The sequence below is a fragment of the Helcobacillus sp. ACRRO genome, from assembly GCF_022347125.1.
In the GTDB taxonomy this organism is placed as follows: Bacteria; Actinomycetota; Actinomycetes; order Actinomycetales; family Dermabacteraceae; genus Helcobacillus; species Helcobacillus massiliensis.
This window is the reverse complement of sequence record NZ_JAKRNG010000013.1, coordinates 40,083-60,488: the sequence shown is the minus strand read 5'-3', so window position 1 is coordinate 60,488 and position 20,406 is coordinate 40,083. Positions and strand designations below refer to the sequence as shown.

Here is a 20,406-nt window from a genome sequence, read left to right as displayed (position 1 = left end):
AGGGCACCGTGCAGATGACTGCCGTGCAGATGACCGCTGTGACGCAGCCGCTGACCGTGCGGAGCGTGCGGGTCCACCGCCGCCGCGCCCCGCTGCTGCGGCCGTTCGTGACGGCGAAGCGCCGCACCGACGCGGTCGAGTACGTGGTGGTGGACGTCCAGGTGGAGGCGGCCGACGGGACCCGGGCGGCCGGCCAGGGCTCCGCGGCTGAGACCCGCGCCGTCACCGGCGAGGACACCGACACGATGACGGCTGCTCTCCAGGGCCCGCTGGCGGCCGCTCTGGAGGGCGCCGACGGGACCGTCACCGACCTGGACCGACGCATCGCCGCCGCGGTCGACGGCGCCACCAGCGCGAAGTCCGCGCTGAGCGTGGCACTGCACGACGCATGGGCGCGCACCCTCGACCTCCCGCTCGTGCAGGCGCTCGCCGCGCTGCGGGGGTGGCCGGTGGATCCGGACTGGTCGATCGAGGCGGACATGACGGTGTCGCTGGAGGATCCGCGCACGATGGCGGGCCACGCCGAAGACGCGGCGGCCGACGGGTACCGCATCCTCAAGGTGAAGCTCGGATCCAGTGAACAGGAGGACCGGCAGCGGCTCGAAGCAGTGGTGCGGCGTGTACCCGGGGCGCGGCTGCGGCTGGACGCGAACCAGGGGTGGCAGCCCCAGGAGGCCATCCGGATCCTGAAGGGCCTGGAGGACTCGGGCCTGCCGGTGGACCTCGTGGAGCAGCCCTGCCCCGCCGCCGACATCACCGGGATGGCCGAAGTCCGTGAGGCGGTGGGCATCCCGATCATGGCGGACGAGTCCCTGTGGGACGCGGACGACGCCCGCGCACTCATCGATGCGGGTGCCGCCGACCTGTTCAACATCAAACTGGCCAAGACCGGCACCATCACCGGCGCCCTCGCCATCGCCGATGCGGCGCTGGAGGCGGGGATCGCCTGCATGGTGGGCGCGATGATGGAACCGCGGATCTCCATCACCGCCGCCGCCCATGTTGCGGCCGCGCACCCCGCTGTCACCATGATCGACCTCGACTCCCCGGACTGGTTCGCTGAGCGTGACCCCGTCGGCGGGTACGAGGTGGCCGACGGCACCCTCCGCCTCCTCGGTGGGGCGGGCCTCGGCCTGGAACGGCTCGACGAGAAGGAGACGAATCAATGAGCTGGAACGGCACCATCACCCGACGTCAGAGCATCGCCGCCGCGGGCACCGCTGCCGGTGCCGCAGCACTCGGCGGCACCGCGGCCGCCGTCGAACCCGTCGGCCGCCCCGCCGCCGCGGAGCACGTCGGCCGCCCGTCCGCTGGGGAGGTCCGCGCCGGCGACCGCGCCTTCATCGCCGTGTCCGCCGCGACCGTGTGGGTGGAGCCCGGCCTGGAGCGCCCGCAGGACGCGCCGGCGCTGGCGAACCCCGTGGACATGGACGAGTGGAACGCGTCGATGGAGGACACGGAGGCCCGGCGGTGGCTCGTCGGCAAGCTGGAGACCGCGGCCGTTCTCGGCTCCGAAGTGATCGTCGATGAGGTCGCGGGGGAGTGGGCGCGGATCGTGGTGACGCACCAGGGCACGCCGCGCGATGCCCGCGGCTACCCCGGCTGGGTGCCGGTCCGCCAGCTGGTGGTGGATGAGCCCTTCGCCCGCGCCGCCGCCACCCGCCCCGTCGCCGTGGTGACCGCGTTCCGCACCGTTCTGCGGCCCACGCCCGCACCCGGGGGCGCGCCCGGTCGCGGTGGCGGCCTGGACGCGTCGTTCAACACCGAGCTGCCGGTTCTGGGACGCGTGCGCGACCTGGTGAAAGTGCAGGTCCCCGGCGCGAAGCCGATGTACGTGCCCGCATCCGACGTGGTGGTGCGCGGCCAGGGGGAGAAGCCGCCCGTGCCCACCGCGGAGGACATCATCGCGACCGGCGCGATGATGCTGGGGCTGCGCTACCTGTGGGGCGGTGTCAGCGCCTACGGGTACGACTGCTCCGGGTTCACGTTCTCGATCTTCCGCCACCACGGCATTGCGATGCACCGCGACGCCGGGCCGCAGCTCACCGACTCCGGGTTCGAGCCGGTGGACCGTGCGGACCTCGAGCCGGGCGACCTGCTGTTCTGGTCCACCAAGCCCGGGTCGGACTCGATCCGGCACGTCGCGATGTACATCGGCAACGACCAGATGATGCAGGCGCCGAACTCCGAGCGCTCCGTAGAGGTCACGGACTTCCCGCGTGACGGGATGGAGGACGACTGGGCGGGTGCGGTCCGCGTCCAGGCGCTCCGGCGGTGATGCGCTGATGTGCTGACGCCCCGGCGCGCCGACGCGCTGAGGCCTTGGGACCAGCGGCGTCCCGTGCCCCGAGGGGGAGGCGCGGGGTGCCGCTCATCTTCGCCCGGCTGCCGGCGGGCTGTTTCGGACGTCCGACGGAAGAGCCTGCTCTTACGGCGACCTCGATGTTGGTCCACAGGGACACGGCCTGTCATTCATCCACAATCTTCTCTAGGTCCCCTAGGGTGGCAAAACAATCCCCTATTGTCTTAGGGTATGGGTAGGCCGATTCCGTACCGTGAAGTCAAGAGAGAACTGGTCAGCCGCGGGTGGTTGCGAGCGCGCGTCAGAGGCTCACATGAGCAATGGGTGCCGCCGGAAGGCGGGAAGCCGTTGACAATCCCTCGACACCGCGAGATCTCTGCTGGTGTGATGCGCGTGATTGTCCGCCGGCTCGGCGGGTCGGTTCCGAGGAACTGGAGGTAGTGGTTGTGGCACAGAAAGTGATCCCGGCAGTTGTCCATCGGGAACCCACATGGTGGGTGATTGAACTTCCGTCATTGGACATCGCCACGCAGGCCCGGACGCTGCGGGAGGTTCGTGCGATGGCGACTGAAGCGGCCGCTCTTCAGCTTGATGTGGAGGACAGCGAGATCTGCATCGAGCTGGAGATCATCCTCCCCACCGACGTGGCCGAGCTCTGGCAGCGGGCACAGGGACTGGAGCGGGAGTCCCGTCGGATCTCCGCGGAAGCGGCCCAACTGTCGCGCCGAGTCGTTCGGGAACTGCGTGAATCAGGTATCAGTCAGCGTGACTCTGCCGAAGCACTGGGCCTGTCTCCGCAGCGAATCGCACAGTTGGAGAAGCGGACCGCGTGATTCGCCTCGGCGCGCCATGACCAACTGGGAGGGGAAAGCGGGGGTCAGAACGTGCCGGGCACGGACTGCTTCGCGGCGGCGCGGATCGCCTCGTCGGCCTCATCCTCGCTGGTGAAGCCCTGCGTCATCACCGCGATGACCACGCCGGCGTCCAGCCCGGTGGTGGGGCGGATCCACGCCGCGTCATGCCGGAACCCCGGCACCCAGCCCGACTTCGACCCGCACCGGAACCCGTCGGCCACCCCCACTGAGATGATGCGGATCTGCTGCGCGTCCAGCGCCTGCACCGCCAGCTCCCGCGAGGCGGGGAAGAGGGCCGCGGCGGTGCCGACGGGTGCCTCACTCACCAGGGCCCGCAGCATCACCGTGAGGTCCCGCGGGGTCGTCTCGTTCGTCAGGCCCGCTGCCAGCGCCGAGGCATCACCGATCTGTCGCTCCAGGCGCGTTCCCGTCAGAGCGAGCGCCTCGATCTCGCGGGCGACCGCGCCGTTCGGCAGCAGCCCCATCAGGTGATTCGTCGCCTCGTTCGAGGACCGGTCGATCATGCGCAGCGCCAGGTCACGCACCATGACCGGTGCGCCCTCGGCGGGATGCGTCGGGTCGAGATGGTCGCCGTCGAGGGTGAACGGTTCGCCGTCATGCCCAGTGAAGGTGCGGGTCGCAGGAACCACCGCGTCCAGATCCAGAGCGCCCGCATCCGAGGCGCGCAGAGTCGCCAGGAGGACCAGCAGTTTGATGGTGGACGCCGCATAGAACGGCCGGTCGGCACGGTCCTCGGTGATCACGGACCCGTCGACGCGCACCGCACACACCGCGACGGCGCGCTCCGTGGGCGCAGCGGCAGTGGGCAGGGGCGACGCGGCAGGCTCCGGGGTGCTCATGCCCGTGACACTAGCAAGCCGCGCACCCGTCGGCCGGCGCCGAGACCTGGAAGAATCGGGGCATGCGCATCGTCATCGCCCCCGACTCGTTCAAGGAATCCGTCACCGCTGAGCGGGCCGCCGCCGCGATCGCCCACGGCGTCCGCACCGTGGTGCCCGGCGCCGACTGCCGCGAAGTCCCCATGTCCGACGGCGGCGAAGGCTTCACCGACGCGATCGGCGCCAGCCTCGGCGCCGACCTCATCGACGTCCCCACGACCGACCCCCTCGGCCGCCCCGTCACCGCCCGCATCGCCGTTGCACCCGCCCGCCCCAGCGTGGGCGGGACCAGTGCCGACGGGACCCCGGCGACCGCGGTCCTCGACATCGCCAGCGCCGCCGGCCTCGACCTCCTCACCGCGGGCGAGCGCAATCCCCGCCGTGCCACCACCCGCGGGCTCGGCGCCCTGCTGCGCGAAGCCGCCCGACGGGTGCAGCCCGGCGGGCGGATCATCATCGGACTCGGCGGCTCCGCCACGAACGACGCCGGCATGGGCATGCTCGTTGACCTGGGCCTTCGCCTGCTCGACGACTCCGGCACCGACGTGGACCCCGTGCCTGAGGACCTCGGCCGGGTGGCGCGGGTGGACGCGACCGGGCTCGACCCAGTGCTGCGCAGAGTCAGCATCCACGCGGCGTGCGATGTCGCCAACCCCCTGCTCGGCGCGAACGGCGCCAGCGCGATCTTCGGACCGCAGAAGGGCGCGGACGACCAGGCCGTGCGGGAGCTCGACGCGGCGCTCGCGGCCGTGGTCCGCGCTGCGGCCGAGGTCGAGCTGCCCGGCAGCGAAGGCCGCACCATCGACCCCGCCTCCGCGAACGAACCGGGAGCCGGCGCCGCCGGCGGACTCGGCTGGGCCCTGCGCGCCGTGCTCGGCGCCGAGATGACGCCCGGGATCGAGCTGGTCGCGGACACCGTCGGCCTCGATGAGCAGGTGGCCGGCGCCGACCTCGTCATCACCGGTGAAGGCAGCGTGGACGCGCAGACCCTCGAAGGGAAGACCCCCGCGGGCGTCGCCGCGGCCGCGCAGCGCCACGGCGTGCCGTGCGTGGTCCTCGCGGGCCGCGTCCACGCCGACGCCGATGTGCTCCACGACCACGGCGTCACCGCGCTCGTGCCGATCGTCCAGGGCGTCACCGATCTTGAGGCCGCGCTCGCGGACGGCGAGGCCAACCTGGAGCGCGCCGCCGCGATGGTGATGCGGCTCGTGACCGCGCGCTGAGCCCCCGGGGGGTCAGGCGCTGGGCGAGGCCCCGTCGCCGCGAGTGCCGCGCGTACCGCCGCCGAGGAGGCGGAACACCACAGAGTCATCGAGCCGGCCCATGCCCTCGTCATGTCCCCGCTGATAGAGAGCCTGCGCCGCGCCCGCGAGCGGGGCCTCCTGGCCCACGAGACCAGCGGCCTCATTCACCAGCCCCATGTCCTTCACGAAGATGTCGAGCGCACTGCGGACATCATCGAACGTGCCGGCGACCATGCGGGAGCCGCGGTCACCGAACATGAACGACTGGGCGGCACCGGCGCCGAGCACCTCATGCACCTGCGCAATATCCAGTCCCATCGAATCAGCGAGCGCGAGCGCCTCACCGGCGGCGGCGATGTGCACGCCGCACAGCAGCTGGTTGACCACCTTGAAGCGCTGCCCGTCGCCGACCTTCGAACCCACCACGGGCGCGTTCGACGCCATGGCGTCCAACAGGGGCCGTGCAGCGGCGACGTCCCCGTCGGCCCCCGACACCATGACCAGCAGGTCACCCAGGCCCGCGCGGGCCACGCCGCCGGAGACGGGCGCATCCACGAACCGTGCGGTGTGGGGAGCGAGCTTCGCAGCGGCCTCCTCGATCGCGGCGGGGCCGACGGTCGCCATCACCATCACCACCGTGTCCGGGGTGAGCACCTCGGCGATGCCGGTCTCGCCGAACAGCACGCTCATCAGCTGCGGCCCGGTGGCGACCATGATGACCACGGCGTCGGCGCCGGCAGCGGCGTCGCGGGCCGACGGGGCCGCGGCGACATCCGGGGCGACGGCCTCCAGGGATGCCGGGTTCATGTCGAAGGCTGTGACGCGGTGGCCGGCCTTCGCGGTGACGCGGGCCATCGGGCCGCCCATGGCGCCGAGGCCGATCCAACCGACGTTCAGTGCGTCACCACCAGTGGGAGCGGCGACGGGCGCAGCATCGGAAGCGGGCACCGTGGCATCAGCAGTCTGATCGGTGGGGTGGGAGGGCGAGGTCGTGAAATCGGAAGACATGACGGTCCTTTCGGTCATGCGGCGGCAGCGACGGCTGCGCGGAGACGGTCGATGACGTCGGCGAGGGCCTCCCGGCCGCCGACATTGCCGGGGAACACCACATAGGGGACGCCGAGCACGTCCTCGGGTGCGTCCTCAGCGGTGAAGAGGCTGATCTGGCCGGGGAAGAACTGACCGGCCACGGTGGCCCGACGGATGCCGAGACCCGACGCGGCCACCTCATGGGAGGTGATGCCGCCCTTGGCGACGACCCACGCGGGGCGGGCCGGCCGTACGCCCTGCACAACAGCGACCACGGCGTCGGAGACGCTCCGCGCGATCGCGAGGGACTCATCCTTCGAATCAGTGGAGACCAGGGTGCGGCTGGTGTAGACCACGCAGTCGGAGCCGTCCAACCCCGATCGGATCGCGGCGATCGTCTCCTCCAGGTGCTGGTCGCGGCGCTCAGGATCCAGCAGCGCCTCCACATCCAGTTCGAACTCGGTGAGGGCGCCTCGCTGCTGCACCACTTCCAGCTGCTGAGTCGTCAGCCCCACATGGGACCCGACCACGACCAGGCCGTGCTCACCTCGACCGGACGCCACCGGCAGATCGGCTTCGCCGAGCACCACAGCACTCGACTGGCCGGCCAGCGGCCGCACGAACGACGGGCCGCAGCGTGTGACGAACACGCGCCCGTCGGCCTGCAGGCGCCGAACGGCCTCCGCCACCACATCCATGTCGCTGTACTCGGTCGCGTTGACCACCACCCAGGTGCGCGAGCGCGCCCCAGCGAGGATCTCCACCACCTTCTCGACCCCGCCCTCGCGGATGTCGTCCAGCGAGATCGTCAGGACGTCCTCGGCGTTCACTGCGCCGCCGGAGCGCTCCTGCAGGAACGCCCGAAGGTCCGAGTTCGAATACCCGAACGTGGCGTCACGGGCGAAGTCCGTGTCCTCCACGCGGCGCGCCTCGCCATCGACCACGGCGAAGTGGACATCGCCCTCGGTGAACCGGCCCGCCTCGATCATCGCGGGGCAGAACAGGAACGCGTCCACCTCGATGCCCTTCTCGGCAAGGGCATCGGCGATCGCCTCCGGCTCCGCGATCACGTGCCCCCGCAGCGTCGAATCCGAACGGGAGATGACATGCAGGCCCGACGGGTCCTCCAGGCGGTCCAGCACGCCGCCCACGATGCGGTGGTTCAGCGCGACGGCGTCCCCTTCATCGAGGGCACGGGAATTGGTGAGCACGAAGCACGTGCCGGACCCGTCGGCCAGCAGATCTGCGGGGATCGCCGGATCGAGGTTGAACGCGGCCGAGACACCGGCCACGCACTGCGACCCCGTCGGGTCGTCGTCCAGAACGAGAAGGCGGGGCTGAACGGGCAGCGATGCAGACAATGCGGTCTCCTCAGGGGTGGGGTCAGCCGACGACGGCCAGCAGCGCCCAGAGGACCAGGGCGACAGCGAAGCCGGCGAGGGACATCAGGGTCACGGTGACGGTGTAGGACTTCAGAGCGGTGGAGGTCGAGACGCCGAAGTAGCGGCTCCACACCCAGAACAGGGAGTCGTTGACATGGCTGAACGCCATCGAACCGATGCCGATTGTGACGGTGACCAGGGCGATCTGCGGGGCCGAGAGCCCCATGCTGGCGGTCATCGGCAGGATCAGCGGCGCCGTGGTGAGCGTCGCGACGGTGGCGGAGCCCTGCGCGGCACGGATCATCGCTGCGAGCAGCCACGCCAGCACGAGGATCGGCAGGCCGGTGGAGGTGAGCAGGTCGGCGACGGCGTCGGCCACACCGGTCGCGGTGAGGACCGCGCCGAAGGTGCCGCCGGCGCCGGTGATGAGGATGACCGCTGCGGTGGCGGGCAGGGCCGCGGCCAGCACCTCTTCGAGGCGCGACACGGACCAGCCGCGGGCGAAGCCGAGGGTGATGGACGCGAACAGCACACCGATCAGCAGGGCGATCGGGGAGTTGCCGATGAAGGCGAGGAAGTCCGCGATTGGGTCGCCCTCGTCCATGAACAGAGCGGACACGGTGCCGGTCATGATGAGCGCGAGCGGCAGCAGGATGGCCGCGAGGACCATGCCGACCGAAGGGTCAGCGGTGCGGGCGGATGCGCCGGCGGTGCCTGCGGTGCCATCGGTGTCATCGGCAGCGGCGCTGGACAGCTCGGCGTGCAGCTCAGGAACCGGGGAGAACACGCGCTTGGCGATCACGGAGGAGAGCCACTGGCCGACCAGCCACATGACGATCGAGGGGATCAGACCGATGACGAGGACGAGGCCGACGTCGGCCTTCATGACCTCGGCGCCGCCGACGATGCCGGGGTGCGGCGGCAGAACGACGTGGACCGTCAGGAGTGCGGCAACCGTCGGCAGGGCGTAGGCCAGCATGTTCACGCGGCCGCTCATGCGGCGGGCGACGGCCAGCACGATCGGGACGAGCACGATGGTGGCGACGTCCACGAACACCGGGATGCCGAACAGGAAGGATGCGGCACCGAGGGCGAGTGGTGCGCGCTTCTCGCCGACTGCTCGTTCGAGGGCGGCTGCGAGGACGCGGGCGCCGCCGGAGATGTCGACGATCGCGCCGAGCATGGCGCCGAGGGTGACGATCAGGGCCACGCCCCCGAGGGTGCCTCCCATGCCGTCCTTCAGGAGGGGCACGACCTCGCGAAGGGGGATGCCCGCCACCAGCGCCAGGGCGACCGAGACCAGGAGAAGCGCCAGGAAGGGATGGGTGCGGGCCTTGATGATCAGGACCAGGATGGCGAGCACGGACGCGAGTCCGAGCAGCACGAGCACTGTGGGTGACATAGAAATCCTCGTTGATTCCACAGGGATCGCGGTGCTGGCGATCGGGATGTGTGCGGGGGAGGAGACCCCCGCGCCTATCAGATATCTGACAACTTAGGGCGCGGAGGGTAGTCTGTCAACGTCCCGGTTGATCCAGCAGAGCAGCCAGAAAGTGGAGACGTCGATGAAGACCGCCGACCGCGCGCTGCGCGGCATCCTCCAACGCATCGCCGACGGCACCTACCCGATCAAAGCCGAACTGCCCCCGGAGAGCGACATCGCCGCCGAGCTCGGCATGTCCCGCCTCTCGGTCCGTGAAGCCATGAGGGAGCTCATCGCCGACGGAGTCATCGCCGCCAAACAGGGACGCCGCCACCGCATCGCCCCCACCATTCACTGGTCGGTCCGCTCACGCGAACTCGCGACCACGGTCGCCGCGCTCGAGGGCGGCTCGCAGCGGCTGGTCGATGAACTGCTGGAAGCCAGGCAGGTCCTCGAAGTGGAGATCTGCCGCCTCGCCGCCACTCGCATCACCGATGAACAGCTCGAGCAGATGCAGCAGCAGGTGGACATCATGGAGTCGACCCGCGACTCACTCGATGAAGCCGACATCGCCGCCAACGTGGCCGCTGATCTGGTCTTCCACCAGGTGATCGTGGACGCGGCCAGGAACCGCTTCCTCGCCACCGGCATGCGCCCACTGGCCGACATGCTCTTCGCAGTGCGCGAGCAGACCTCCCGGAGCGCGGAGGTCCGCACCGACGCTCTGCACCACCATCGACAGATCCTCGCGGCGCTCACCGACCGCGACCCCGGCGCAGCGGCGGACGCCATGGCCGCCCACATGGACCAGACGATGGAGGCGAGCCACGGGCTCAGTCTCAGTTGACGCGGGATCCCGTCGGCCCCGGCTCTCGCTGTCCCTCGTTCCGGCCCCGCGCCGCCAGCTCACCCCCCCTTGTACGCGACTATTCGAAGGAGACTCATGCACGTTCTCATCACCGGCGGAGCCGGATTCCTCGGCACGATGCTCACCCAGGAGCTGCTCGACCAGACCGATGCCGGGCGGCTGGACGTGGGCGGCCGCGGCGGCATCACCGCCATCACCAGCCTCGACATGGCGCCGAGCCGAGTGGATGATGCGCGGGTGCGCTCCGTCGTCGGCGACCTCAACGACCCGGGCGACCTCGCTGACGCCCTCACCGGCGGGGCCGACGTCATCGTCCACCTCGCGGCGGTCCTCTCCGGCGGTTCCGAGCAGGACTTCGACCTCGCGGACCGCGTCAACATCGACGGCACTCGTGCTCTCCTCGACGCCGCTCGCCGTCAGAGCGCCGAGACCGGTGCCGCTGCGCGGTTCGTGTTCACCAGTTCCCTCGCCGTGTTCGGCGGAGACGTGCCCGGCACAGTGCCGGAGCACTGGGCCGCCCAGCCCGAATCCACCTACGGCGCGCACAAGGCGATCGGCGAACTGCTGGTCAACGAGTACGGGCGCAAGGGGTTCGTGGATGCGCGCATCTGCCGCCTCCCCACCATCTCTGTGCGCCCCGGCCGGCCGAACTCGGCCGCGTCCTCGTTCGCCAGCGGCATCATCCGCGAACCGCTGAACGGCGAAGTCGCGCCCCTGCCGGTCCCGCAGGACACGCGCCTGTGGCTGTCCTCCCCGCGTGTTGTGGTGCGCAACCTCGTGCGGGCCATCGCCATCGACGGGGCCGTTCTCGATGAATCCGCGAAGGGGCCATGGCGCGTGATGAACCTGCCGGGCATCACCGTCACGGTCGCCGAGATGCTCACCGCGCTCGAAGCGGTCGCCGGTCCAGAGGCCCGCGCCCTTGTGCGCGACGAACCGGATGCGGCGGTCGCCGCGATCGTCACCAGCTGGCCCGGGGCGTTCGATGTGGAGCGCCTGCGCGGGCTCGGCTTCGAGGCCGACGAGTCCGTCGAGGACATGGTGCGGCAGTACCGCGACGACTTCTGCGCCTGAGAGCGCCGGCGCTTCGACTCCGTGTCCGCGCGCTGAGCCGCGCCTCGCCCGCCGTCACCCGTCGGCGAGGAGGTCCTGGTACTCGGGGTGCCGGTCGATCCACCCGGCCACGAACGGGCAGGCGGGGTTGACGCGGTGTCCGTCGGCGCGGATCGCGTCGAGCGCGGCGCGGACGAGAGCGGATCCCACGCCCTGCCCCTCGAATTCGGGGTCCACCTCGGTATGGGGGATGGTGACGATGCCGCCGGGGGAGAGGCGGTAGTCGGCGAACCCGGCGAGGCGGTCGTCGAGGTGCGCTTCGAAGCGTGAGCGCTGCTGGTTGTCGGTGACGATCGGGGCGGCCATGGGTCCTCCTGGAGGTCGCTGGGCAGGTCCCACTTTAAATGTCGCACCCCTCTTCTAGGCTGGATGCATCACGCCCAGCCAGGGTCCTCGCCGGTCGCGCCGGCCGGGCTCCCGGCGGAGAAGAAGGGGATGAACATGCAGGTCAGGTTCGGGTGGACGCTCGATGGTGCGCCGTGGGCGCCGCGGATTGCGGCGGAGGGTGCGCGTGCGGATCTGACGCTGGGCCCACGCGGTCTGATCGAGCTGCTGCAGGTGCGGTTGGGTCTCGCGCATCCACCGGTGGCGCCGTCGGTGCGGGTCGCGCAGTACCGGTCGGCGATGCAGGTGGCGGACCATCACTGGTTCCGTGAGTCGTTCGCGGTGGATCCGTGGAACACGGCGGCGCATGTGCTGGCGCTGCGGGATGCCGCGATCGAGGCGGGGTGGGACGGTTCTCGTCCCCAGGATCCGTCGGTGCTGCCGCGCCTGGATGCGCTGGCGGCGATCGAAACGCAGATTCAGGTGGGTCCGGACGGTGCGGAGGGGACCACGCTCGTGCCGGGTGCCGCGGATGATCTGCGGGATGTGCTCTTTCATCTGACGGACCTGTCGGCGTCGGCTGCGGCGTGGCCGCTGGGGATCGACGTGATTCGCGTGCAGGAGCCGGTGGCGGAGCTGCCGGGCCTGTTCCCGGAGGTGTTCGCGCAGCTCACAGCGCTGGGAGTCGAGGTGGTGGATGCCGAGGTGGAGACCGAGGGGAATGGGCCGACGGGTGCCGTCACCGGCACGGTCCCGCGCCTGCGGATCATCGAGGCGCCGGAGGAGTTCAGCGCGGCGGAGGCCTGCGCGCGGGTCTTGGCGGATGTCGCTGAAGCGTCGGACGGGGAGGGCCCGTCGGCCGCGGCGGTGCTGGTGGGGGCACCCACGATCCTCCTCGATCATGAACTGGGCCGACGGGGCCTGCCGACCCTCGGCGCGGCGGATGCGTCCCGCAGCCGGCTCACGGGGCAGCTGCTGCCGCTGTTCCTGTCGATCATCCGGCCGCAGCTGGACGTGTACGACCTCGCGGCGTTCCTCGACTTCACCATCACCTGCACGGATGAGGACGGCGCCCTGATGCGGGTGGGGATTCTGCCGGCACCGGTGCGTCGGGCGCTGCTGGGGGCGCTCGAAAAGGAGCCCGGTGTGCAGCCCGCTGCTGCCGCGGGGGCCGCGGGAGCCTCAGCCCCTGCGGCCGGCGATGACGCCGCTGACGCCGACGACATGACCGCGTGGGACCGCGCCATCGCGGGCCTGGAACCGACGCACGCGCAGATCGCGCGGGACCTCACCGCGCTGCTCCAACCGGACGAGGAGGCGTACGGCGGAGGCGGCACCGTCAACACGGACCTGCTGACCGCCCGCCTCACCTGGCTGAACGACCGCCTCACCGCGCTCGGCCGCAGCGACGGCGCACGGGAGGCCGCGCAGCAGATCCGCGGCCACCTCGACCTGTTCACCCGCCTCCTGGATGACACCACGAGCGACCCGACCGGCGGCAGGCGCCCCATCATGGAGAGGGAACTCGCGGACATCGTGGCCGCGTCGGCCCCCAGCACCCGGTCCAGCCTCACCACCCGCACCGCATCCGCCTGGACCGTCCTCACCGACCCGGCGCACCTCGACCCCGCACCCGGCACCCACCTCATCTGGTGGTCCGGGATCGACGACACCCGGCCCACCCCCACCATCTGGGACCCGGCCGAAGCCGCCGAACTCACCCGCGCCGGCGCCCGCATCACCCCCGTGGAACAGGTCGCCGCGCTCCAGGTGGCGGGCCGTCTCACCGCCCTGCGCGCCTACGAGCAGATCACCGTGGTGATCCCGAAGCGCCGCGCCGGGGAGGCCATCGCGATCCACCCGTTGCTGTCTCACCTCGCGCTCGACATCGCCGCCCACGACCGCGAACTCCACGGGCGCGACGTCGACAAGGTCCTCACCCATCCCAACATCCGCACCACCGCCGCGGACCAGGCCCGCGCCCTCCTCGACACCGGCCGCGCCACCCTGCCCGAGCTGCAGATCCCGCAGGCGCCCACCACGCTCGAGCGCACCCTCCCCGGGGGAGGGGAGCACCTGCTGCCGCGTCGGCTCTCCTTCACCCAGATCGACACCCTGCTGTCCGACAACCTCACCTGGGTGCTGAAATACGGGTACGGCATCCGCCGCGGCCACATCGCCGAAGTGCCCGCCGGCAGCCGCATGATCGGCTCCTTCATCCACGCGGTCGTGGAGACCCTGGTGAAGCGCGGATCCGTCGGCCCCCAGCAGGTGCCCACCGAGGACACCATCACCGCCGTGTTCGATGAGCTCGCGCCCCGCTTCGCCAGCCCGCTCACCCTCCCCGGAGCCCGCGCCGAACGCGAGTCCGTACGCCGCAGCACCGTCGACGCGCTGAGCACCCTGTTCGGCACCCTCGCCGAGCAGGACATTGCGATCCGCGGCGTCGAAGAACCGTTCCATGTTCCCCTCGACCTCGCCATCACCCGGCCGGGCGAAACCGCAGAGCACCGCACCTCGGAGCTGATCGGCTCCATCGACCTCAGCGCGCGCGACCGGGGCGGCGACCCCGTCGTGATCGACCTGAAATGGACCCGTGCCGTCCGCTACTACCGCGACCTCGTCACCACCTCCCGCGCGCTGCAGCTCGCCACCTACCTGCACGCCCTCTCCCGCGAAGAGGGCCGCTCACCGGCCGACGGGTACGGCACCGCTGGGTACTTCCTGCTCGAACCCGGTGAGTTCATCAGCGACGACCCCCGTATCGGCGACCTACCGGCCGGGCCCGATACCCACCCGGAACTGTTCGCGAAGATGCGCGCCACCCTCGACCTCGAACTGTCCCGCATCGCTGCTGGTGACATCGGGTCCGACGCCGCCGACCTCGCCATCGCCACCGGACGCATCGGCGACTCCAGCTCGAGGACCCGCAAGGAGCATGCTGATGCCGTCGGCCTGCGGGACGCCGCTGCGGCCGAGGACGGTCGCCTGTTCCACGACCACCGCTTCGACTTCAACGACTTCACGCTGATCACCGGCCTGACGGGGGACTTCACATGAACCGCACACTCATCACCGCGTCCGCCGGCTCCGGCAAGACCTACACCCTTACCGAACGCATCGCCGCGCGCCTCGCCCCCGAGGACGGCAGTGAGGCGGTCAGCCCGTCCGGCATCATCGCCACCACGTTCACCAAACGCGCCGCCGCTGAGATCACCGAACGGCTCCAGCAGAAACTGCTCGACCGCGGCATGGTCGATGAGGCCGGTGAGATCTCCACCGCCCTCATCGGCACCGTCAACTCGGTCGCCGGCCGCATCGTCACGGACTACGCCATCGACACGGGCCTCTCACCCGAGCTGCGGATCCTCGACGAGCACGCCAGCGATGCCGCATTCCAAGCCGCGATCGACACCCGCATCGCCGAAGCGGAGGGCCGGCACATGCCGATGCTGCGCCGCCTGCGCCACAACGGCGACCCCGCCGACGACCGCCCCGCCTACATGCAGACCGAGATCGCGTGGGCAGCGCTCGTCAAACAGGTGGCGGACAGGGCCCGCGCCAACAACCTCACGGCCGCGGAGGTCAGGGCCGCGGCCGACGCCTCCTGGGCTGAGCTCGAAGCGCAGCTGAACCGCATCGCCCCCGTTGCCGACGAGGACGCCCGCGCCGAGTGGATGCGCATGTTCGACACCTGCCTCGACACCGTCCGCGCCGACGCCGCCGCCTGCGAGGACCCCGACGGGCCGCCCAGCCACTGGCCATCCGACGGCGCGAAGCTCAACAAGCGGTCCGTCGCGAACGTCGTCGGGTCCGTGCCGAGCCTGGAGGCGTACCGCCGCCGCATCCTGAAGGACGGCCGCGACCTCGACGCCGTGCCGTGGGCGGCATGGGCGAAGGCCGCCACCGGCAAAGTGCCCGCAGCCGCGGGTGGGAAAGCGCCCGGCACCCGCATCGTCGCCGCGTTCGAACCGCTCACGGCACTGATCACCCCGGTCACATTCGAGGACATCGAGGACGGCCCATCCACGCAGGCGGCCGACGGGGGCCTCTTCTCCAACCCGGCGCTGCGCGACGACCTGCGCGCCCTCGTGGACCTCGTGTTCCACACCGCCGCGGACTCCCTCGACGCCTACCGGGAGCACAAGCGCGCCCTCGGCGTCATGGACTACGTGGACCAGGAAGTCCTCGCCCTCGAGCTCATCACCGACAACCGGCGAGTCCGCGACTCCCTCGCCGCACGGTTCCAGATGCTCGCCGTGGACGAATTTCAGGACACGTCCCCCATCCAGCTCGCGCTGTTCCTCGCCCTCGGGGAGCTCGTGGACCACGTGCTGTGGGTCGGTGACCGCAAACAGTCCATCTACGGGTTCCGCGGCGCCGCCCCCGACCTGATGGAAGCGGCCGTGGACGCCGGCGTGATCGGTGCAGCCAAGCCGCTGCGCTACTCCTACCGGTCCACGCTCGGCCCGCTCAGCGTCTCCAACGCCCTGTTCTCCGCCCTGTTCCACGACCAGCCGCAGGCTGACGTCACCCTCGACGTGCCCGACTCCCGCCAGAACATCCAGCACCTCGGCGGGGCCGAGTTCTGGACGTTCGAGAAGGAAGAGGCATCGCGGATGTCGAACGCGGTTGTCACCGCCGGCATCGCGAATGGTGTCGCGGACCTGCTGGAGCGCACCCCCGAGATCGATGGTGAGGCCGTGCGGCCGCGGAACGTGGCGGTGCTGGTGCGTGCGAACGCGCAGATCCCCGAGCTGGTGGCGGCGCTGGAGCAGCGGGGCGTCCCCGCGACCGGATCCGCCCAGAGCGTGCTCAGCACCCGCGAAGGGCAGGTGCTGCGGGCCGGTCTCGCGTCGCTGCTGGACGCGGAGGACACCCTCGCCCTCATCGAACTGGTGACCCTGCTGCCGGACCATGCCGCGCACACCACCTGGTTCACGGACCTCGGTACCGCCCGCGGGGAGGACGGCCCGGAGGACCGGCCCGGGGCGGGTGATCGTCGTGCCCGCCGTGAGGTGTTCCGCCGCATGCAGGACGACCCGACCCTCGCCGCGCTGGGGCGGCTGCGCACCGCAGCGTCCGGCCTCACCCCGCACGAGCTCATCCTCGCTCTGATCGACGCGCTCGACCTGCCGCAGCGCATCAAATCGTGGACCTCCCCAGACGTCCGCCTGGAGACCCTCGACGTGTTCCGCCGCCTCGCCGCCGACTACGAGGAACGACAGGAAGCGGAGAACGCGCCGCTCAGCATCACCGGGCTCATCGCCCACATCGACGCCGAAGCGGACAACATCGAACCCACCTCCGATGCGGACGCCGTCCTCGTCACCACCGTCCACCAGGCGAAGGGCCTCGGCTGGAAGGTGGTGGTGTCGGTCCTGCCGGATCAGAAGGACCACCGCCGCGATGCGATCACCGTGATCCCGCGCGGCCCGTCCGAGTTCGACGCTCACCATCCCCTGGAGGGTCGACGCCTCCAGTACCTGCCGGAGGTTCCCGGTCTTGGGCTGCTGGAGGACGCCATCGCCGCGAGCGAAGCCGGGAAGCGTGCCGCGGCGGCGGCACGGGAAGAGGCGAAGCGCGTGCAGTACGTGTCACTGACCCGCTCGAAGTTCATCACCGTCCTCACTGCCGCCAGTGACGACCTGACGAAAACAGTGCTGGGCTCCCTCGACGACGCCGTCGACGTCACCCTCACCGGGGACGAGGCAGGGGAGCGGAAGACACCGGCACCGCGGCGGCTCACCGTTCAGGGGCCGACTGGTCCCGACGGGGAGCCCCGGTCAGGGAGTGCAGTGGTGGAGCATCGCGTGTTCACGGACTCCACGGCCCGCGTCGGTGGGGGAGGCGCGGCGCGGTCCGCGATCGCCGCAGCCGACCTCCCGGAACGCCTCGGTCCCGCCCCGGCGCCCCTGCCGGCCCGGATCACCGCCAGCAGCGTCCCCTCGGACGGCGTCGACGCCGATGTCCGCATCGTGGCGAGCCTCGGCGACGCCCTCATCTCCTCGGGTGATGAGCGGTGGGAGCTCGTCGGCGAAGCGGTCCACGCGTACCTCGCCGCGCCGTACGCGCAGCTCGAGCAGGGGCAGCGGGTGGCGCTCGCGGAGCGGGTCCACCACCGGTGGCTGTCCGCGCATCCGCGCGCTGCCGCGAAAGTGACCCCGCACCACTTGATGTCTGCGGGTCAGCGATGGGCGGACTGGTGCGATCGTGAATTTCCCGGCGCCCACACGGCGACGGAGCAGCCGCTCGCGTGGTGGAGCGCCGAGCAGCAGGAGATGGAGGGCTGGATGGATGCCCTGCTCACCCTCCCCGACGGCCGCACGATCGTGGTGGACCACAAGACGTTCCCGAACGAAGAGCCGTCGGCGATCATCCAGCACATCCGGGAGAGTTACCTCGGGCAGATGGCGACCTACGCCCGTGCGCTGGAGGAGACCACGGGGGTGCGGCCGTCGCGGCTCCTGATCCACCTGCCGCTCAGCGGAACCGTCGCCGAGGTGATAGTGCGGTGAGCCAGATGAACGACTCCGGAGGCGCGGCGCCCTCGGTGACGCCTCCTATCAATGAACCGGGCCTCCCGACCGGCGCCACTGTCCGTCCGGCGACGGACGCGGATGTGCACGCCGTTGCCGACGCGTTTCCGGACATGCAGCCGGATCGGTGGCGGGGCGGCGACAACCGCCGCTCCTTCGCTGCCCTCGCCGACGGACACGTGGTCGGACATTGTCGCGGGATCGACAACGTGTTCCACCCCGGCACTCGCACCCTGGTGTTCGAGATCGATGACGCGCACCGCGGCACTGATTTGGAGGATCAGCTGCTCGCCGCACAGATCGCGGTGTCCACGGTCCCGCTGACGGTGAAGCTCACCCGCGACACCCCCGCCATGACCGCGCTCAGCGCACGGCATAGGGGTTTCGCGTACCAGCTCTGCCCGCCGTGGGCGTATGTCGTCGGCCCGGAGATGCGCGCCTGGGCTGCCCGACACATCGCTGCCCACCGGGCCCCCACTGCGGGGGATTCGCAGGCGCTCGCGCAGCTCGAAGCCGAGCACTACGCGGCCCAGCATGCCGCGTGGAACCCGTCGGCCCCCATCGACACGATGCTCGACGCGTTCGCCGATGACCACGACCCGGACGCGCCCGGGTATGACCGCGACCGCAGCGTCGTGATCGAACGGGACGGCAGGGTCGTTGCCGCCGCGCTCGTCTGGCCCGGCAGCAACGCCGTTCCCGACCTCGACCTCACCGGTGAGGCAGAAGAGGGCGGCAGAGAAGTCACGCTCCTGTCCAACCCGTACGACTCACCCGCGGCATGGCGCGACAAAGCAGCCTGCATCGCCGCCGTCGTTGAGCGCTCGGCCGATGGGGACCGCCTGCTGATCGACTCCCACGCCACACAGCGGGGCGAGATCGCGCTGATGGGAAACGTTCCGGGGCTTGACCCCGCGCATGATGACGAATGGACCGCGCTCGTCGCGATCCCCGCCGGAACCGGCGCGAACGCGCAGGTCCGCCCACTGCCCGCGGACGCGCTGCCAGCGGACCTGTCGGCCGCCGGGCTCACCTGGGCGCGGCCCCTGCTCACCTGACCCGTGCCCATCCGGGTCTTGCCCACGGTCCACTAGATTGCTAGTATACTAGTCATGGTGGCGCAGAAGAAGGACCAGCCTGGGGCCGAAGCACCCAGCAAGGACGACCCGAAGAAGCAGTTCAACGTCTACCTGCCGGCGTCACTGATCAAAGAGATCAAGTTCGCCGCCATCGATGACCAGAACTCCCTGTCGTCCTTCGTCGAAAAAGCGATGCGCGACTACCTCACAAGGAGCCGACCATGACCCACCTCAGCCCCATCCGATTCACAGCGGCACCCGCAGCAGTCGCCGACTTCTACACACTGCTCGGCCTGCGTGAATACACTGCCGAAGCATCCGACGGGTGGCGCCCCATGCTCGGCGGCCCCCAGCCCGGCCGGCTCAACATCCATCACGCCGACGAGGCTCGCGGTGACGCCCACCTCCATGCCGTCGACCTGCACCTCGACACCGACGAGGGTGAATCGCTCGAAGCGCTGCACCGGGCACTGCAGGACGCCGGGCATGAGCCCGGCCCCATCATTGACGAAACCTTCGGCCGGTTCTTCCGCGCCGTCGATCCCGACGGGTACACCGTGCAGGTCAACGACACCGACCACGAACTCCAGTCCCGCCAGTACACCCTCGGCCAGTAGGCGCCGCTGTCGAAGCCTGGCCCCTCGGCTCAGCAGTGCCCAAGTCGCAGCCCAGGCGGGCCTGCGTTCACTGCAGCGGGATCTCGCCCGTCTCGCCGTCCCCGCGCGGACCGACGATGCGGCGCTCGTCCTCGCTGATCGGCACGTCGTTGATGCTGGCTTCGCGGCGCTCCATGAACCCGTCGGCGTTGAACTGCCAGTTCTCGTTGCCGTAGGAGCGCCACCACTGGCCGTCCGCGTCATGCCACTCGTACTGGAAACGGACGGCGATGCGGTTCTCCGTGAATGCCCACAGGGACTTGCGCAGCGCGTACTCCTGCTCCTTCTCCCACTTCCGGGTCAGGAACTCCACGATGGCCTCGCGTCCGGTGATGAACTCGTCCCGGTTCCGCCACTGCGAATCCGGGGTGTAGGCGAGAGCGACCTTGTGCGGGTCGCGCGTGTTCCACGCATCCTCCGCGGCCTGGACCTTCTTCGCGGCCGTCTCGGCGGTGAACGGCGGCAGCGGCGGCTTCTGATCGGACATGACTGCTCCTCCTCGAACATTCGTGAGCGTCGCCCGCGGCCTGCGCCGCGGGTCACCCCGAGTGTCCCGAGTTCACCTGGGCACCACCTGCCCGGCGCCCCTGCTTCCCCGCCCAGCGCAAGAAGCTTCAGCAGAACGAGGCACGTCTGGCGCGCCTCGTGCGTGCGGCATTCTGCTCAATTTCGACCGGGGAGGGGCATGCGACCA

The 20,406-nt window shown here is 70.6% G+C and carries 17 protein-coding genes; 11 read left to right on the top strand and 6 right to left on the bottom strand.

Going from position 1 to position 20,406, the window contains the following annotated elements; translation table 11 throughout:
- The first annotated feature begins 14 nt into the window (after positions 1-14).
- From MHY20_RS06390 to MHY20_RS06380, 3 genes are all read left to right on the top strand, one after another.
- Positions 15-1,169, top strand: coding sequence for a dipeptide epimerase (locus tag MHY20_RS06390; RefSeq protein ID WP_239375705.1), 1,155 nt, complete (start codon positions 15-17; stop codon positions 1,167-1,169).
- Complete coding sequence (locus tag MHY20_RS06385) at positions 1,166-2,278, top strand: C40 family peptidase (protein WP_239375685.1); 1,113 nt, start codon at positions 1,166-1,168, stop codon at positions 2,276-2,278. Before MHY20_RS06390 ends, MHY20_RS06385 begins: the two co-directional genes overlap by 4 nt.
- A gap of 470 nt (positions 2,279-2,748) precedes the next feature.
- Positions 2,749-3,135 (top strand): hypothetical protein, encoded by a 387-nt coding sequence (locus tag MHY20_RS06380; RefSeq protein ID WP_183377063.1) that lies wholly within the window; start codon positions 2,749-2,751, stop codon positions 3,133-3,135.
- A gap of 44 nt (positions 3,136-3,179) precedes the next feature.
- Here the strand turns inward: MHY20_RS06380 and MHY20_RS06375 are convergent, their stop codons facing one another.
- Positions 3,180-4,016: a serine hydrolase gene (locus MHY20_RS06375; RefSeq protein WP_239375684.1), complete on the bottom strand. Its 837-nt coding sequence runs from the start codon at positions 4,014-4,016 to the stop codon at positions 3,180-3,182.
- A 62-nt stretch (positions 4,017-4,078) separates the two neighbouring features.
- Between MHY20_RS06375 and MHY20_RS06370 the strand changes: the two genes are divergently transcribed.
- Complete coding sequence (locus tag MHY20_RS06370) at positions 4,079-5,278, top strand: glycerate kinase (protein ID WP_239375683.1); 1,200 nt, start codon at positions 4,079-4,081, stop codon at positions 5,276-5,278.
- Positions 5,279-5,290: 12 nt separating this feature from the next.
- Here the strand turns inward: MHY20_RS06370 and MHY20_RS06365 are convergent, their stop codons facing one another.
- From MHY20_RS06365 to MHY20_RS06355, 3 genes are read right to left on the bottom strand one after another with little or no spacing between them, the layout of a single operon-like run.
- Positions 5,291-6,307: an NAD(P)-dependent oxidoreductase gene (locus MHY20_RS06365; protein ID WP_239375682.1), complete on the bottom strand. Its 1,017-nt coding sequence runs from the start codon at positions 6,305-6,307 to the stop codon at positions 5,291-5,293.
- A gap of 14 nt (positions 6,308-6,321) precedes the next feature.
- Positions 6,322-7,689 carry a four-carbon acid sugar kinase family protein gene (locus tag MHY20_RS06360; protein ID WP_239375681.1) on the bottom strand — a complete coding sequence of 456 codons (1,368 nt, stop codon included), beginning with the start codon at positions 7,687-7,689 and terminating at the stop codon, positions 6,322-6,324.
- Positions 7,690-7,711: 22 nt separating this feature from the next.
- Positions 7,712-9,112: a gluconate:H+ symporter gene (locus tag MHY20_RS06355; RefSeq protein WP_239375680.1), complete on the bottom strand. Its 1,401-nt coding sequence runs from the start codon at positions 9,110-9,112 to the stop codon at positions 7,712-7,714.
- 163 nt (positions 9,113-9,275) lie between these two features.
- On the opposite strand from MHY20_RS06355, the gene MHY20_RS06350 reads away from it, so the two are divergent.
- Positions 9,276-9,980, top strand: a complete 705-nt coding sequence (locus tag MHY20_RS06350) for an FCD domain-containing protein (RefSeq protein WP_183377058.1) — start codon at positions 9,276-9,278, stop codon at positions 9,978-9,980.
- 96 nt (positions 9,981-10,076) lie between these two features.
- Entirely contained in the window at positions 10,077-11,075 is a 999-nt protein-coding gene (gene denD, locus MHY20_RS06345) for a D-erythronate dehydrogenase (RefSeq protein WP_239375679.1), read from the top strand.
- Between the two features lie 54 nt (positions 11,076-11,129).
- On the opposite strand, the gene MHY20_RS06340 is transcribed toward denD, so the two are convergent.
- Positions 11,130-11,420: a GNAT family N-acetyltransferase gene (locus tag MHY20_RS06340; protein WP_183377056.1), complete on the bottom strand. Its 291-nt coding sequence runs from the start codon at positions 11,418-11,420 to the stop codon at positions 11,130-11,132.
- 135 nt (positions 11,421-11,555) lie between these two features.
- Here MHY20_RS06340 and MHY20_RS06335 point away from each other — a divergent pair, with 135 nt between their 5' ends.
- From MHY20_RS06335 to MHY20_RS06315, 5 genes are read left to right on the top strand one after another with little or no spacing between them, the layout of a single operon-like run.
- Entirely contained in the window at positions 11,556-14,498 is a 2,943-nt protein-coding gene (locus MHY20_RS06335) for a PD-(D/E)XK nuclease family protein (protein WP_239375677.1), read from the top strand.
- Complete coding sequence (locus MHY20_RS06330) at positions 14,495-17,956, top strand: UvrD-helicase domain-containing protein (protein ID WP_239375675.1); 3,462 nt, start codon at positions 14,495-14,497, stop codon at positions 17,954-17,956. The genes MHY20_RS06335 and MHY20_RS06330 overlap by 4 nt, the downstream gene beginning before the upstream one ends.
- The gene (locus MHY20_RS06325) at positions 17,953-19,035 is read left to right on the top strand and encodes a hypothetical protein (RefSeq protein ID WP_239375674.1); all 1,083 of its coding nucleotides are present in this window, start codon (positions 17,953-17,955) and stop codon (positions 19,033-19,035) included. The genes MHY20_RS06330 and MHY20_RS06325 overlap by 4 nt, the downstream gene beginning before the upstream one ends.
- Before the next feature lie 54 nt (positions 19,036-19,089).
- On the top strand, positions 19,090-19,281 hold the full coding sequence (locus MHY20_RS06320; protein WP_183377052.1) for a CopG family transcriptional regulator: 192 nt from the start codon (positions 19,090-19,092) through the stop codon (positions 19,279-19,281).
- Entirely contained in the window at positions 19,278-19,673 is a 396-nt protein-coding gene (locus MHY20_RS06315; RefSeq protein ID WP_183377051.1) for a VOC family protein, read from the top strand. The genes MHY20_RS06320 and MHY20_RS06315 overlap by 4 nt, the downstream gene beginning before the upstream one ends.
- Before the next feature lie 67 nt (positions 19,674-19,740).
- Here the strand turns inward: MHY20_RS06315 and MHY20_RS06310 are convergent, their stop codons facing one another.
- Complete coding sequence (locus MHY20_RS06310) at positions 19,741-20,199, bottom strand: nuclear transport factor 2 family protein (RefSeq protein ID WP_183377050.1); 459 nt, start codon at positions 20,197-20,199, stop codon at positions 19,741-19,743.
- Between the last annotated feature and the right edge of the window lie 207 nt (positions 20,200-20,406).

Coding starts and splice junctions, on each gene's coding strand:
- MHY20_RS06375 (WP_239375684.1), bottom strand. CDS start 4,016: ATGAGCACCCCGGAGCCTGCCGCGTCGCCCCTGCCCACTGCCGCTGCG.
- MHY20_RS06320 (WP_183377052.1), top strand. CDS start 19,090: ATGGTGGCGCAGAAGAAGGACCAGCCTGGGGCCGAAGCACCCAGCAAG.
- MHY20_RS06340 (WP_183377056.1), bottom strand. CDS start 11,420: ATGGCCGCCCCGATCGTCACCGACAACCAGCAGCGCTCACGCTTCGAA.
- MHY20_RS06350 (WP_183377058.1), top strand. CDS start 9,276: ATGAAGACCGCCGACCGCGCGCTGCGCGGCATCCTCCAACGCATCGCC.
- MHY20_RS06315 (WP_183377051.1), top strand. CDS start 19,278: ATGACCCACCTCAGCCCCATCCGATTCACAGCGGCACCCGCAGCAGTC.
- MHY20_RS06330 (WP_239375675.1), top strand. CDS start 14,495: ATGAACCGCACACTCATCACCGCGTCCGCCGGCTCCGGCAAGACCTAC.
- MHY20_RS06390 (WP_239375705.1), top strand. CDS start 15: ATGACTGCCGTGCAGATGACCGCTGTGACGCAGCCGCTGACCGTGCGG.
- MHY20_RS06335 (WP_239375677.1), top strand. CDS start 11,556: ATGCAGGTCAGGTTCGGGTGGACGCTCGATGGTGCGCCGTGGGCGCCG.
- MHY20_RS06385 (WP_239375685.1), top strand. CDS start 1,166: ATGAGCTGGAACGGCACCATCACCCGACGTCAGAGCATCGCCGCCGCG.
- denD (WP_239375679.1), top strand. CDS start 10,077: ATGCACGTTCTCATCACCGGCGGAGCCGGATTCCTCGGCACGATGCTC.
- MHY20_RS06365 (WP_239375682.1), bottom strand. CDS start 6,307: ATGTCTTCCGATTTCACGACCTCGCCCTCCCACCCCACCGATCAGACT.
- MHY20_RS06370 (WP_239375683.1), top strand. CDS start 4,079: ATGCGCATCGTCATCGCCCCCGACTCGTTCAAGGAATCCGTCACCGCT.
- MHY20_RS06355 (WP_239375680.1), bottom strand. CDS start 9,112: ATGTCACCCACAGTGCTCGTGCTGCTCGGACTCGCGTCCGTGCTCGCC.
- MHY20_RS06310 (WP_183377050.1), bottom strand. CDS start 20,199: ATGTCCGATCAGAAGCCGCCGCTGCCGCCGTTCACCGCCGAGACGGCC.